The sequence below is a fragment of the Streptomyces sp. NPDC014656 genome, assembly GCF_043084305.1.
Classification (GTDB): domain Bacteria; phylum Actinomycetota; class Actinomycetes; order Streptomycetales; family Streptomycetaceae; genus Streptomyces.
Map to the genome: position 1 here is coordinate 419,968 of NZ_JBIBZN010000001.1, position 13,980 is coordinate 433,947.

General features: G+C 74.9%; 12 protein-coding genes. All 12 read right to left on the reverse strand.

Annotated features, from left to right (window positions below; genetic code table 11):
* Positions 1–83 precede the first annotated feature (83 nt).
* Complete coding sequence (locus ACF1ED_RS02005) at positions 84–1,265, reverse strand: amino acid:polyamine antiporter (RefSeq protein WP_391756435.1); 1,182 nt, start codon at positions 1,263–1,265, stop codon at positions 84–86.
* Positions 1,262–2,545: a lysine N(6)-hydroxylase/L-ornithine N(5)-oxygenase family protein gene (locus ACF1ED_RS02010; RefSeq protein WP_391756436.1), complete on the reverse strand. Its 1,284-nt coding sequence runs from the start codon at positions 2,543–2,545 to the stop codon at positions 1,262–1,264. The genes ACF1ED_RS02005 and ACF1ED_RS02010 overlap by 4 nt, the downstream gene beginning before the upstream one ends.
* Positions 2,546–2,648: 103 nt before the next feature.
* Positions 2,649–3,806 (reverse strand): NAD(P)/FAD-dependent oxidoreductase, encoded by a 1,158-nt coding sequence (locus ACF1ED_RS02015; protein ID WP_391756437.1) that lies wholly within the window; start codon positions 3,804–3,806, stop codon positions 2,649–2,651.
* Entirely contained in the window at positions 3,803–5,755 is a 1,953-nt protein-coding gene (locus ACF1ED_RS02020; RefSeq protein WP_391756438.1) for a class I tRNA ligase family protein, read from the reverse strand. The genes ACF1ED_RS02015 and ACF1ED_RS02020 overlap by 4 nt, the downstream gene beginning before the upstream one ends.
* A 57-nt stretch (positions 5,756–5,812) precedes the next feature.
* On the reverse strand, positions 5,813–6,364 hold the full coding sequence (locus ACF1ED_RS02025) for a DUF3291 domain-containing protein (RefSeq protein WP_391756439.1): 552 nt from the start codon (positions 6,362–6,364) through the stop codon (positions 5,813–5,815).
* A gap of 234 nt (positions 6,365–6,598) precedes the next feature.
* Positions 6,599–7,855: an NAD(P)/FAD-dependent oxidoreductase gene (locus ACF1ED_RS02030; protein ID WP_391756440.1), complete on the reverse strand. Its 1,257-nt coding sequence runs from the start codon at positions 7,853–7,855 to the stop codon at positions 6,599–6,601.
* Positions 7,856–7,923: 68 nt separating this feature from the next.
* Positions 7,924–8,634, reverse strand: a complete 711-nt coding sequence (locus ACF1ED_RS02035) for a rhodanese-like domain-containing protein (RefSeq protein WP_391756441.1) — start codon at positions 8,632–8,634, stop codon at positions 7,924–7,926.
* Positions 8,625–10,259, reverse strand: coding sequence for an AMP-binding protein (locus ACF1ED_RS02040; RefSeq protein WP_391756442.1), 1,635 nt, complete (start codon positions 10,257–10,259; stop codon positions 8,625–8,627). The genes ACF1ED_RS02035 and ACF1ED_RS02040 overlap by 10 nt, the downstream gene beginning before the upstream one ends.
* On the reverse strand, positions 10,256–11,173 hold the full coding sequence (locus ACF1ED_RS02045) for an alpha/beta hydrolase fold domain-containing protein (RefSeq protein WP_391756443.1): 918 nt from the start codon (positions 11,171–11,173) through the stop codon (positions 10,256–10,258). Before ACF1ED_RS02045 ends, ACF1ED_RS02040 begins: the two co-directional genes overlap by 4 nt.
* Complete coding sequence (locus ACF1ED_RS02050) at positions 11,166–12,818, reverse strand: amino acid adenylation domain-containing protein (RefSeq protein ID WP_391756444.1); 1,653 nt, start codon at positions 12,816–12,818, stop codon at positions 11,166–11,168. Before ACF1ED_RS02050 ends, ACF1ED_RS02045 begins: the two co-directional genes overlap by 8 nt.
* Complete coding sequence (locus tag ACF1ED_RS02055) at positions 12,815–13,294, reverse strand: GNAT family N-acetyltransferase (RefSeq protein WP_391756445.1); 480 nt, start codon at positions 13,292–13,294, stop codon at positions 12,815–12,817. The genes ACF1ED_RS02050 and ACF1ED_RS02055 overlap by 4 nt, the downstream gene beginning before the upstream one ends.
* On the reverse strand, positions 13,285–13,761 hold the full coding sequence (locus tag ACF1ED_RS02060; protein ID WP_391756446.1) for a hypothetical protein: 477 nt from the start codon (positions 13,759–13,761) through the stop codon (positions 13,285–13,287). Before ACF1ED_RS02060 ends, ACF1ED_RS02055 begins: the two co-directional genes overlap by 10 nt.
* Positions 13,762–13,980 lie beyond the last annotated feature (219 nt).

Genomic DNA, 13,980 nt, shown 5'->3' on the forward strand with positions numbered 1-13,980 from the left:
GGGGTCTCCTCGGTGATGGGGGGTGGGAAGGGAGCCGTACGGAAGGGAGGGGACGCGCGGGGGCACGGGCCCGGGGCCGGCGTTCACGCGCCGGACAGGGCCGGACCGCCGAGCACCGCCAGGCCCGCGAGCACCAGCAGCAGCAGGGCCCCGGCGCACCGCAGGAGCGGCCCGCCGTGCCGTACCGCGGCGGCGGCGCCCAGCGCGTAGCCGGTCAGCGCCGCGGCCGCCGGACCGAGCAGCAGCAGGGGTACGCCGCCGTCCCGCGCCCCCGCCCAGGCGAAGGCGCAGCAGGCCGCGCCGACGGCCGCCACCAGGACCCGGGCGGGGCCCCGCCCGGCGGAGCGCCGCCCGCCCGGGTACAGCCGGGCGGCGATCCGGGCCGCCGTGCGCACGTTGGTGAAGACGTAGGAGGTGAGGACGGCGGCCGTCGCCCCGGCGAGCGCCCAGCGCAGCGGCTCCGGAGCCGGACCGGGGGAGGCCCGGCCCTGGACCGCCGCGAGCCCCAGGTAGACGACGGCCACCGCGGCCGTCCCCAGGAGGACGCCCGCAGCGGTCCGCCCCGGCCCGGCGCCGGTCGCGGGAGCGGCGCCGGTGACGGCCTCCCAGCCGACACCGGCGAAGAACAGCGCCGCGAGCGCCAGCCACAGCGCGCCCTGCGACGAGAGCCCCGACGGCGCCAGCGGCGTGCCGGCCCACGCCACCGGGTCGCCCGGCCAGGCCCACGCGGCGCACGCGAGGGCCAGGACACCGGTGACCCAGGGACGCCACCTGAGCACCGCGGCCGGGAACGTCCACGGGCCGAGCGCCGCCGCCCCGGCCACCACGAGCACGCCCAGGGCGAGCGGCAGGCCGTCCGTCCCCGCCCGGGGCGGGGCGCCGTCCGCCGCCGTCAGCAGGGCGGTCGCGGCGAACCAGGCGATCGCCGCCTGCCCGGCGGTGAAGGCGACCGCGAAGACGCCGTCCACCACCCGCTCCGCCCACGTGCCCAGCAGGGCCCCGACGGCCCCCGCCAGGGAGGCCGGACCGACCCGGGTGCGGACCAGCGCGGCCAGCACCAGGGCGACCCAGCCGCCCAGCAGGAGGTGCGCCGTCCAGACGAGCGGCCCGGACCCGCCCGCCAGCGCCGCCACGACGGGCGGCATGACCGGCATCCCGGCACCGAGGACGCCCCCGGCCACCTGGGCCGCGAGCGCCCGCTCGGGCCGCCGCCCCGCCCCGCTGCCGGCCGTGCCGGCCCCGGCCGCTTCCGGAGGCTCCCTCACGGGAGGCGCTTCCGGAGGCTCTCCGCGATGACCTTGGCCCGGAGCGACAGCAGGCTGAAGGAGCCGGCGTCGCCGATGCCGTGGCTGGACTCGCACAGGCCGTTGAGGAAGAGCGCCGGGGTGTCGGGCGTCACCGGCCGCACCTCGTAGTCCGGGCCCACGGACAGATAGCCGTGGGCGTCGAACGCGAAGTCCCCGGCGAGCCCGCCCATCAGCGCCGGGACGCGCTCCTGGTGGGCGGCGGGACCGAGGTCGCGGAAACCGGTGGCCAGCACGACGAAGTCGGCCTCGTGCTCCTCCGACTCCCCGGTGTTCAGCTCGTCCACGGTCATCCGCACACCGGTCTCGTCCACGGCGAGCGCGCGGACCTGACGGCTGCCGCTGACGAAGACCCGCTGCTCGCCGTCGAGCCGCTGCTCGTAGATGAGCCGGTACAGCTCGCGCAGCACGTCCCCGTCGGCCGACGAGTAGTTCGTCAGCCGCATGTACTGGTCGATGGCGTCCTTCCGCTCGCGCGAGGCGCCGTAGTAGTAGTCCGTGAAGCCGGGGAAGTACCCCTCCTCGCTGAACGGACTGGTGTCCTTCTCACGGAGCGTCAGCGACCGCACCAGCGTGGTCACTTCGGCCTCCGGATAGCGCCGGGCGAGGTCGAGGGTGAGCTCGACGGCGCTCTGGCTGCCGCCGACGACCGTCACCCGGCGCGGCGCCCCGCCCCGCTCCTCCAGCTCCCGCAGGGCCGGCAGGTAGCGCGTCAGGTGGAAGACGCGGGGGGAGTCCACGGTGTCGAACGGCTCCGGCACGAACGGCGCCCGCCCGGTGCCGATGACCAGGGCCCGCGCCCGGAGCGTCTCGCCGGCCGAGGTGGTGACGGTGTAGCGCGGCAGGCCCCCGGCGTCCCGGTCCAGGGCGACGCCGGTGACCCGCACCCCGTAGTCGACCAGCCGCTCGAAGTGCCCGGCGGCCCAGGTGACGTACTGCGCGTATTCCTTGCGCAGCGGGAACTCCACCGGGAGGTTGAGGTGGTCGAGCAGCCTCCCGTTCTCGAAGAGGTAGTTGATGAAGCTGTAGCGGCTGCGCGGATTGCGCAGGGACACCAGGTCGCGCACGGGGTGGTTCTGGATGTCCGAGCCGTCGAGCATCATCGCGCTCTGCCAGGACGGGCCCTGCCGGGCCTCCAGGAACCGTATGTCGAGGTCGTGGCCCTCTTCTTCCAGGGCGATCGCGAGAGCCAGGTTGGCCGGACCGAAGCCGATGCCGAGCACGTCGTGGCAGCGCGTCACTGTTCCCCCTTGATGGAATGCGGACAGAAGTGGTGGAGCGGGCCCGGCGGCGCCGTCGTGCGGCGGCCGCGGGCGGTCGAACGGGGCCGTGCGGCCGGCCGGATCAGGGGCCGGTGCCGGGACCGGGGCCGCTCGCGGCGTCGCCCGGGCCGGCCAGGAGGGCGGCGGCGATCCGGCGGCCGGCCTCCGGAGCGGTCTTGACGCCGCCGCCGTTCCAGCCGCGCACCGCCCACGCGTGCGGCACGCCGGTGCCGGCCAGCAGCCCGGACGCCGGGCCGCCGTCCGCGGGCGGGCCGTACGCGTCCGCGGCGCGGACCGTGTCGAGGTGCGGCGCGGTCGCCAGCCACGGGAAGTGGGTGGCCAGCGCCGCGAGGGTCGCCCGCGCGTGGGCGGGGTCGGGACGGGCGTCGACCGGCGCGTCCCAGACCAGGTGCGGCATGCCGACCAGCGTCCGGTCCGCGCCGACCGGCTTGGCGTACAGACCGGTCCGCAGGTCGACGAAGGTCGCGTGGGCCGGCGCGTCCGGACCGCGCCCGACGACGCTCACCTGGATGGACCGCGAGCGGACCGGGACGGCCGGCCGCAGCCCGGGCACCGGATCGGCCGCCCAGGGCCCGACCGCCGACACGACGGCTCCGGCCCGGACCGCGCCCGCGCCGGTGACCACCACCGGCCGCCCGCCGCGCGCCTCCACCGCCCGGACGCGGACCCCGCAGCGGACGACGGCGCCGTCGGCACGCGCCTGCTCCAGCCAGTCCGCCGTGACCTCCGCCGGGGCCACCCAGCCCGCCTCCGGCTCGACCAGGGCGACCCCGCCCGCCAGCCGGACGCCCGCCGCCTCGGCGGCCCCCGCGACCACGTGCGCCGAGGTGCCCAGCGCCGCGTTGATCCGCCCGGCCGCCGCCCGCAAGCCGGCCTCCTCGGCGGGATCCGCGACGGTCACCGCGCCGACCGCGCGCAGCGGCGCCCGGCCCGACGCCCAGCGCGCGGGGTCCCGGTAGACCGCCAGGCCGGCCAGGGCCAGCGCGGCGGTCGCCGGGTCGGGGTCGTAGGCGCGCACCATGCCGCCGGAGTGCCCGGTCGCCCCGGCGCCCGGGCGGGGCGCCTGCTCCAGGACGACGACGGACGCGCCCCGGCGCGCCAGGTGGTGCGCGACGGCGGCGCCGGTGATCCCGGCGCCCACCACCACGACGTCCGTGACGGCGGGGAGCTCCCCGCCGTCACGGGAGCCGGCCTGGCCGGCCCCGTCGGGGTCGCTCACGACCGACCGCTCGCGGCGGGCGCGGGGACGGGCGCGGGCGCCGTGCAGCGGGTGCCGGAGGGCAGGAAGGACCAGTCGGCCTCGCGCACCGGCGTGCCCGGCAGCCCCAGCCACTCCCACACCCGCTCGGCGAGGCCGGGCGTGACCGGCCAGGCCAGCGCGGCGAACGCCTTGGCCGCCAGGTACTCCAGGGCCAGGCTGGTCCGCGCCTCCTCCGCCAGCGACGGGACCCGGCGGGCCACCTCCTCCGTCGCCCGGAACTCGGCGCAGCGCTTGACGAAGGACTCCAGGAGGTCGACGTAGCCGCGCGCGCTGAACGCCTCCGGCAGTACCAGGCCGTCGAGTTGACGGGTAATCAGGTTGAGGTGGCGGTAGAACTCGCGGTGCGCGTCGGTCCAGGCGCCGGTACCCGGCACCGCGCCGTCGCCCAGCGCCGCGAAGCCGTCCAGCCAGGCGTGCGCGGCGAGGTACAGCGGGTCCTCGGTCAGCCGGCCGGCGCGCTCCTCGGTGATCCGGGTGACGCGTCCCTCCGGGGCGTCGCGCAGCAGCGCCAGGCGCACGGCGTCCGGACCGGCCGCGGCGAGCGCGTCGTCCGCCCAGACGGCGTGGCCCCGGCTGGTGGAGAACTTCTCGCCGCCCAGGTGCAGGAACTGGTTGGTGACGAAGGAGGCGGGCAGGTGCTCGCCGAGACCGGCCGCGAAGGCCAGGACCGGCAGCAGCACCGCGTAGTAGAAGCTGTTGTCGTAGCCGAGGAAGAGCGCGATCCGCGCCGGGCCGCCCTCCTCGGACTCCGACCGGGCGGCGTCCAGGAAGGTGAGGGCGAGGTCCGCCCAGGCGTCCAGGGCCCGGCCCCCGCCCAGGTCGACGCCCCACTCGGAGGTCCGGGCGAGCCGGTACGGCGGCAGCCCCTCGTCCAGCAGCCGCTCGACCAGGATCCGCAGGTCGGGCGAGGTGGACGAGGCCCGCAGGTACTCCCGCAGCTCGTCCGCGTAGGCGTTCAGGTCGAGCCACAGGGCCCGCTCCGGCCGGGTGACGGCCGCCGTGCCGCAGATCCGGCACTGGACGCCGGTCAGCTCCCGGGCCTCGTTGGGCCGGCCGCACGCCTCGCAGATCTCCCCGTCGCTGGCCGCCCCGCAGTGCGCGCACGCCCCGCGGGCGAACGCCTGGTGCAGCGACAGCTCGCAGTCCGGGCAGTACGCGGTCTCCCGCTCCTCCTCCGTCACCGCGGGCGACGCGGCCACCAGGTCCAGCAGCTTCCGGATCCGGCCGGCGTGCTCCGGGTCCCCGGCCGGGCGGGTGAGCCGGTCGACGCCGACCCCGGCCGCGCGCAGGGTCGCCACGATCGCGTCGCCCTCGGCGGTGGCCACGGCCGCCGGGTCCGTACCGCGCAGCCGGGCGGCGGCGGCCACGTACGACTGGTGGTCGTCGGTCCCGGTGACGTACCGGGCGTCGCGGCCCGTGCCGCGCAGCGCGCGCACCAGCATGTCGGCGCGGACGTACGGCCCGGCGAGGTGGCCGAGGTGGAGGCCGCCGTTGGGCGTCGGCGGCGGGCAGAACACCAGCGTGCGGTCGGCCTGCTGGTCGCGCGGCGGGGCCTTCTCCAGGGCGGCGACGGCGCTCGGGATGTGCTCCCAGTACACCGAGACGATGTCGAAGGGCTCGTCGTGGTCGTTGCGGATCTCGTGGAAGCCGAACGGCGACAGGTAGCAGACCTGGCCCGGGCCCAGCTCGCGCTCCTCGTCGCCGAGCACCACCACCGCCCGGCCCGCCAGGACGATGAACATCTCGCCGTCCTGGTGGGCGTGGCGCTTCGAGACGGTGTGCCCGGGGACGCTGCCGAAGACGGAGCCGAACGGCAGCCCCTCGATGTCGGAGGCGGACAGCATGGGTTGCAGGTGCATCTCGTAGGACCAGCTCATCGCCGACCGGTCGAAGGCGCGCGTGATCAAGGGGACCCCCTGGTGGAGTGGTTGGGACGGAGCGGTGTACGGCGTCGGGTGCCGGCGTCAGGCGCCGGTGCCGCGCCGCTCGGCCGGGCCGAGCCGCGTCGGGGCGCCGTCGGCGTCGAAGGGCCGGCGGAACGAGAACGCGAACGGCGAGGGCCCGTGGTCGTGCAGGTGCTCCAGCCGGGCGCAGGCGTCCGCCCAGGTGGGGATGGTGTCGTCGGAGACCCACCAGGCCGCGTACGAGGGCCACTCGGGCTTGAGGAACCACTCGTGGCGACGGCTCAGGGTGGAGCGGTGCAGCCCGGCGTAGACGAACGCGAAGACGGAGTCCAGGTCGGCCCAGAGGGAGAGGGTCGACGCCCGGCTGTCGGTCTCGTCCGTCCGGCCGCCGGTGTAGAAGCGCGGCACCTCGAACTTGCCCCAGTCGCCCCAGTCGCGCTGGAAGTTGGTGAGGTGGCTCTGGCCGGGGTCCTCCTTCGCCCGGGCGACGAAGCCCGGGCTGCGCTCGGCCTCCTCGAAGGTCGGCGGTGTCAGGTCGTCGAACTCCTGCACCTCGGGGTTTCCGTACGGCTTCTTCAGGATCGCGAACGTCGTGAAAGCGACACGCGACATCGGCCTCTGTTCCTTTCCCGGCGATGGTCCGGTGGTGTTCCGGCGATGTTCCGGTTATTTCCGGTGATCACCCGGCGATGGCCCTGGTGGTTCTCCCGGTGATGTCCCGGTGGTATTCCGGGGCGCTCGTGGTGATGTCCCCAGCGATATCCCGCTGGTATTCCGGCGATATCCCAGTGCTGTTCCCGGAGTATCCCCGTGATGTTCCGGCGCGGGGACGGGAGAATCCGTCGCCTATTTCCGGGCGGCGCCCGAACCGCGGGCCATCAGGCCCCGCATGAAAGCGCGCTGGAATTCGGCGGGCAGCACCATGCGGCCGGTCAGGGCCAGGTACTTCTGGCTCAGCTCCTGGTTTCCGCAGATGGTCTCGAACATCCTCCGCCGGGTCGCCTCGTCCTTGTCGACGAGCGAGTCCCCGCAGATTCCCTCGGCGTGCGGCAGGAGGTTCTTCTCGAACCGCTGCCGGTAGTCGTCCAGTCCGTCCCGCACCCCCTCCGCGTCCAGGGCGCGGCCGGCGAAGGCGTGGGCCAGCAGCTGAGCGGAGAGCAGCGCGAAACCGCACCCGACGCCGCTCATGGCGTCCAGCGACAGGGCCGCGTCGCCGACGAACGGCACGGAGCCGGCGACCGGGCGGCGGATCAGGCTCGGATAGTCGCCGTAGCCCAGCAGGGGCCCCTCCGGGACCGCGTCGGTCACCGGGGGCGCGTCCGGCAGCCCGTCGAAGTACTTCAGGAACTCCTGCATCCGGCCGTCCGCGCCCCGCCACCCCTCCACCCGTGACTTCTCCGCGAAGAGGACGAGTTCGGTCCTGCCGTCGACGAGCGGGTAACTGCACGCCAGGTCGCGGTCGTTCATCACGAAGACCGAGCGGTTGTCCGCGGGCGCCGGGATTCCCCGGAAGTAGCCGAAGAGCGCGGCGCGTTCGTTGGGCCTGCTCTCCGCCTCGTTGCCGAGCAGCCCCGCCAGCCGGGACCGCCGGCCGTCCGCCGCCACGACCAGCCGGGCGCGGTACCGCCGGGGCCCGGAGTCGCCCCGGGTCTCCAGGGTCCAGCCGGAGGCGTCCCGTTCGACGCCCTCCACGGAGGTGGACTCCACGAACCGGACGCCGTGCCGCCGCGCGGACTCCCGGATCGCCGGGTCGAGCACCCGCCGCTCCAGGTTGAGCGCGTACGAGTCCGGCCGCTCGGGGTCGTAGCCGGTGCCGGGCGTCTCGACCACGCCCCCGGGCGTGACGAAGACGGCCTTGGTCGCCACCGACCAGGACGGCTCGCGGAGATGGGCCAGCCCGAGGGCGGCCAGCAGGGGCACGGTGTGCGGCTGCACGAAGTGGGTGCAGAGCTGCTTGTGGTACTCCTCGGGCGTGGCCTTCCTCTCGAAGACCGCGACCCGGTACCCCATCGTGCCGAAGTGGACGGCGGTGGCGCAGCCGGCGAGACTGCCGCCCACCACCGCCACGTCCAGCGGCGCGTCGTCGTACTCCTCGGTGCTCATCTTCCTGCTCCCCACTTCTCGGTCGGACGGACTCCTGCGATGACCGCTCGGCTCCGGCACGGAGCCGGTCAGCACCCGCAGGCGGCGTGGTGGGCGTGCTCCGGGGCGGCGTGGCCCTCGGTCGGGTGGCCGTCCCGCTTCCACCAGTCGAGGCCGCCGATCAGCTCCTTGACCCGGAAGCCCGCCGTCGCCAGCTTGATCGCCGTCTTGGTGGAGGCGTTGCAGCCGATGCCGTCGCAGTACGTCACGTACAGCGGCGCCTTGGAGAGGCCGGCCAGCGAGTCCTGGGAGATCGAGCGGTGCGGGATGCTGATCGCGCCCGGGATGTGCTCCGCCGCGTACGACTCGCTGCTGCGCCCGTCGACGACGACGAGGTCCTGGCCGGCGGCGAGGGCGTCCCGGAGGTCGGCGGAGTCGGTCTCGTACGCCAGCTTGGCCTGGTAGTAGGCGAGTTGGGCGTTGTGCTCGCCGGAGTCGGCGCCGGCCGCGGCGGCGGCCGCGGGCTGCGGGGCCTCCGGTTCGCCGAGGAACCGGCCGGCGATGGCGTACAGGTCGCCGAGGGTGCTCGGCGTGACGAGCGAGTCCGCGTGCTCGCCCAGGTCGACCCCGCAGTCCTCCAGGAGGGTCACGAGGACGCTGATGGTCAGCAGCGAGTCCAGCCCCAGGGAGTTGAGCGGGGTGTCGTCGGGCAGCGGGGCGAGGTCCACCGGCTTGCCCAGCGCCGCCTCCAGGTACTCGGCGACCTTCTCCTTGACCGTGTCGTTCACCGCTACGGGCATGTCTCCACCTCATCGATAGGCTCGGCGGCGCCGTCGGCCGACAGCGCGACGTACGGGGACCGGGAGTGCGCGGCCGCCTCCGCGAGCCACCGGACCAGCTCCCGCTCCTCGGGCTGCGGGGCCGGCGCCGGGGGCGTCCGGGCGAGCAGGACGGGGCGCAGGGGTTCGGGCAGGTGGCCGCGCAGGTGGTCGGTGACCTCGGCGAGCGTCCGGGGGTCCTTGGAGGCGACGGCGAGGGCGACCGCGTCGCGCCCGTCGCGCCGCACCGGGGCGGCGACGGCCCGCTCGACGCCGGGGCAGCCGAGGGCGGTCCGGCTGATCTCGGCGAGGTGGGTGCGACGCCCCGCCAGCCAGGTGACGCCCTCGTCGTACCGGCGCAGCACGAGCGCGCCGTCGGCGTCGTACGCGCAGAGGTCGCCGGTCCTGAACCAGCGCGTCCCGTCGGCCTCGACGACGACCCGGGCGGTCTCCCCGAGCTGGTCGAAGTAGCCGCGCATGACCTGCGGGCCGCCGACCCACAGCTCGCCCTCGGCGCCCGGCCCCTCGACCTCGGCGCCGTCGCGCACGAGCCGCGCCCGTACGCCCCGCAGCGGCCTGCCGACGGGGCAGGGGGCCGTGCGGTCCGCGTCGCGGGGGCCGACCGGGTGGCTGAAGCCGAAGATCGTGGCCTCGGGCGGGCCGAAGGCCTGGACGAGCCGGGTCTCCGGCAGTTCGCGGGTCCAGACGCGCAGGACGTCGGGGTGGCAGACCTGGGCGCCGGTCATGACCAGTTCGAGGTCGGGCAGGGCGGCCCGGGTGATCCGGCGTCCGTCGCCGGTGATCAGACCGAGCATCACGGTGACCGCGAGCAGGTGGGTGACGCGCTGCCTGGCGATCACGGAGCGCATGACGGCGCCCGCCGGGAGGCCGCGGAACTGGTGGACGAAGGCGCCCACCGACAGGGGGAGCAGGGTGTCCAGGAGCGACACGTCGAAGTGGAAGGGGGAGAGGCTCAGCACGCGCGAGTCCGGCGTGCAGCGCAGCACCTCGTTGTGGCCGGTGAAGTGCGCGAAGAGACCGGAGACGGAGATCTCGGCGCCCTGCGGCTCGCCCGTCGCCCCGGAGGCGAAGACGATGTACGCGGCGTCCTCGGGTCCGTGCGCCACGGTGGTGTGCGGGGCGGCGGGTCCGGCGAGCACGCCGGCGAGCCGTTCCCCGCCGAGCAGGCGGGCGCCGGGGGCCACCGGCTCCCGGTCGCCGGGGGTGAGGACGGCGGCGGGGCGCAGCCGGGCGAGCAGGCCCCGCAGCCGCTCCTCGGGCTCGGTGGCGTCGAGGGGGACGTAGACGGCGCCGCGCTTCCAGATGCCCACGATGATCATGGGCATGACAGCTCGTTTCTCGGTGAGGACCGCCACCCGGTCGCCCGCGCCGACCCCCTGGGCGGCCAGCCAGGACGCCACCGCGAGGGCGCCCTCCTCCAGTTCGGCGAAGGTGTGCGTCACCGTCCCGTCGTCGATCGCGGTGCGGTCCGGCCACTTGCGGGCCGGCGCCGCCAGCAGGTCGCCGGGGGCGGGCGGCGGACCGGCCGCCCCGGCGGGATCGGTCGACCACGGCGGCAGTGCCACCGCGCCGGTTCGGGCTGTCACGGGCGACCCCGTTCTTCGAGAGGGAAGGCGGTCCTGGCGATCTCGGCGACGGCGCTGTCGGCCGAGGCCAGCCGTCCGGCGTACAGGCAGAAGTCGTGCGGGAGGTCCGGGAAGTGCCGGTGGCGCAGGCCCGGCGCGCGGGCGGCCGTGGACGCGGCCCAGGCGAGGCCCTCGTCGCGGAGCACGTCGCAGCCGGCGGTCACGATCGAGCACCCGGGGAGCCGGGCCAGCTCGCTCTCCGGCAGGTCCATCGGGTCGAAGCCGCGGGCGGCGAAGAAGGGGGCGAGGAAGGAGGTGAAGAGCCGCATGGCGTCTCGGTCGAGGAAGTGGCCCTCGCCGAAGGCCCGGTAGGACGGGCGCTCCGTCCGCAGGTCGAGGACCGGATAGAGGAGCACGATCCGCGAGAACGCCCCGGGCAGGACCCGCAGGGCGAGGTAGAGGGAGAGGAGTCCGCCGACGCTGTCGCCGGCCAGCACGACCGGACGGTCCGTCAGGGCCCGGCAGCGCGAGGAGATCCGTTCGGCCAGCAGCTCCACCGCCTCCTCGACGGTGTGCTCCGGCGCCTTCGGGTAGTCGAAGGCCTCGACCGGCGCGCGGAGTTCGCCGGCCAGGCGGCGTAAGAAGGGCTGGAAGACGGCGGTCGAGTAGTAGACCATCCCGCCCCCGTGGACGTAGAGCACCCAGGGGCCGTCCGCCGCCTCCCGGGCCGGCCGGACGGTGACCGAGTGCGGCCCCGTCTCGACCGTGGCGCCGTCGTCGGGGTCGGCCGCGCCGCCGAACCGGGCGATCCAGCGCTCGGCGTTGGCCCGGTCCCGCGCGAGCGAGCCGGTGGAGCCGGGTGCCGCCATGATCCTGCGGGCGGCGGCGAGCCGTCCGAACTCCGGGTGCAGCGCTGCCGTTTCCGTGTCAGGCATGGCCGTCCTCGCCGACGGGCTCGACGTCCCCGTCCGGAGCGATGACGAAACGGGTGGCGCTCGCCTCGCGGACCGCCTCGGCGAGCCGTCCCATCAGCAGCTTCTCGTCCGTCTTCCCGGTGGAGGAGACGGCGAGCTCGGGCGACCAGGCGACGACGGTCGGCAGCATGTACGCGGGCAGCAGCTCCGCCAGCCGCTTCTCCACGTCCGGGACCACGGACCGGTCCGGCGCCATCACCACGAGGGCGATCACGTCGTGGCCGAGGCGCTGGACGAGGGCGACGGCGGCCCGCTCGACGCCAGGGCAGCTCAGCACGGTCTGCCGGATCTCGCCGAGGTGGATCCGGCGGCCGGCCAGCTTCACCTCGTCGTCGTTCCGGCCGCGGAAGACGATGTCGCCGTTCTCGTCGTAGCTGCACAGGTCGCCGGTGCGGTAGTGCCGGACGCCGTCGACCTCGACCACGCGCCGGGCGGTCTCCTCCGGCTGGCCGTGGTAGCCGCGCATCACCTGCTCGCCGCCGATCCACAACTCGCCCACCCGGCCCGGCTCGTGGACCTCGGTGCCGTCGTCCATGATCCGGGCCGTGACCCCGCGCAGGGGCCGGCCGATCGGGTACGAGCCGACGCGCTCCGGGTCGGCCCGCTCGATCTCGTGGGCGACGCAGACGATCGTCGCCTCGGTCGGGCCGTAGACGTTGATCACCCGGACCTCGGGCAGCCCTTCCTTCCAGACGTTGATGACGCCCGGGTCGCAGACCTCCGCGCCCGTCATCACCATCTCCAGCCGGGGGAAGTTCTCCCGGGTGACGTGCTTCCCGCCCTCGGTGATCATCGTCAGCAGCGTGGAGACCGCGATCAGGTGGGTGATCCCCTCGCGGGTGATGACCGCCCGCATCACGGCGCCGGCGTGCATCCCGCGGAACTGGTGGACGAACGCGCCGAGCGACAGCGGCAGCAGCGTGTCCTCGATCGACACGTCGAAGTGGAACGGCGACAGGCTGAACACCCGTGACTCCGGCGTGAACCGCAGCACCTCGTTGTGGTTCCCGAAGTACGCGACCAGGTTCGCGACCGTGATCTCCACGCCCTTGGGCTCGCCCGTGGAACCCGAGGTGAAGATGATGTACGCCGTGGCCCCGGGGCCGTGCGGCACGGTCGGCCACTCCCGGTCCGGTCCCGACAGGATTCCGTCCAGCTCCGCGCGGCCCGCCCAGCGAGCCCCCTCGGCCACCGGCTCCCGGTCGTCGAGCGCGAGCACCACCCGGGGGTCGAGCCGGCCGAGCAGCCCGCGCAGCCGCGGCCGAGGGGCCGTGCCGTCGAGCGGGACGTAGACGGCGCCGCACTTCCAGATCCCGATGGCCAGGACCGGCATCAGCGCGCTCTTCTCGGCCAGGACCGCCACCCGGTCGCCCGGGCCGACCCCCTGCCCGGCCAGCCAGGCCGCGAGCGTCGTGGCCCGCCGCTCCAGCTCCGCGAAGGTCAGTCCGAGGCGCCCGTCGTGCAGGGCCGGACGGTCCGGCCAGGCGGCCGCCGCCGCGCGGACGAGGTCGCCGAGCGCCGGCGCGGGCCGCTCCCGGTCGGCGGGATCGACCGACCACGGCGGCAGCGCCACCGGCGGGACCGGCGGCACGGATTCCCGCGTCACGAGAGACCACCCGCCCCGACGTCGTAGGAGAAACGGACCTTGTCCTTGGCGCGGGCGCCCATGCGCCGGTAGAAGCCGATGCCCGCCTCGTTGTCCGGCGGCGTCTGCCACTCCGCCCAGCCGCAGCCCTCGGCGACCGCGAACTCCCGCAGCCGCTCCAGGAAGACGCGCCCGAGCCCCAGGCCGCGGTACGGCTCCTGGAGGTAGAGGCAGTCCATGTAGGCGAAGCGCTCCGCGCTCCAGGTGGCGAAGTCCGTGGTGACGGTCATGAAGCCGCAGGGCCGTCCGTCGTCCAGGGCGACCCAGCCGTACAGCGCGGGGCGCTCCGCGAAGAACGCCGAACGCCAGCGCTCCACCTGGCCGTCGTCCGCGAACTCCGCCTTCTCGTACGCCGCGTGCTCGACGCACAGCGCGAGCAGTGCGTCCAGATGGCCCGGCTCGATCGGCCGGACCTCGATGTCGTGCTTCACACCCACCCCGAGAAGGTCGTCTCCAGATACGCGCCGAGTGCGTCCGGTCCGGTGCTGCCGCGCGCGAGCACGGTGTTGACCCAGGCGTCGCGCTCGTACTTCACGACCTCCAGCTCCCAGACGCAGGCGATCAGGTCCCGCTCGGCGAGCGGGACGAAGGCCGTGTTCCCCTCCGCGTCGGTCACCGCGCCGCGCACCCAGTGCTTGAGCATGTCGGCGTCGTACCACTGGCTCACCAGCAGATACGTTCCTTCCATGCCGTGATGCAGGATCAGGAAGCCGGCCGGATGGTCCCCACCGCCCGGCGGCCCGCCCAGCACGGTGGCCGCGTGCCGCTCCAGCCACTCCGGCTCCGGCAGGTCGTGGGCGCGCCCGGGGTCGGCGAACATCGCGTACGCCTTCAGCGTCCGCCCGTTCGCGTGCACCGGGGGGAGCGCCTTCACCAGACGCGGTGAGTAGGTCAGGGGATTCATGCGGCGGCGGTCCCCGCCCGCCGGTGGTGCGCCATGTGCGTCACGTGCTCTTCGCCTCCGAACCGTCGTGGATCATCCGTACGGAAGGTGCCTTGAACAACCTGGGAACGCAGGATCCGCATATGCCGTGGTCCCACACCTGGTCAGGGTGCGACGGCTCTGACAGATCCTCATAAAGGGCGGTACATCAGTGCATGGGGCCGGTGCGCGAGTAAGATC

Coding starts and splice junctions, on each gene's coding strand:
- ACF1ED_RS02035 (WP_391756441.1), bottom strand. CDS start 8,634: ATGCCCGTAGCGGTGAACGACACGGTCAAGGAGAAGGTCGCCGAGTAC.
- ACF1ED_RS02045 (WP_391756443.1), bottom strand. CDS start 11,173: ATGCCTGACACGGAAACGGCAGCGCTGCACCCGGAGTTCGGACGGCTC.
- ACF1ED_RS02060 (WP_391756446.1), bottom strand. CDS start 13,761: ATGAATCCCCTGACCTACTCACCGCGTCTGGTGAAGGCGCTCCCCCCG.
- ACF1ED_RS02025 (WP_391756439.1), bottom strand. CDS start 6,364: ATGTCGCGTGTCGCTTTCACGACGTTCGCGATCCTGAAGAAGCCGTAC.
- ACF1ED_RS02030 (WP_391756440.1), bottom strand. CDS start 7,855: ATGAGCACCGAGGAGTACGACGACGCGCCGCTGGACGTGGCGGTGGTG.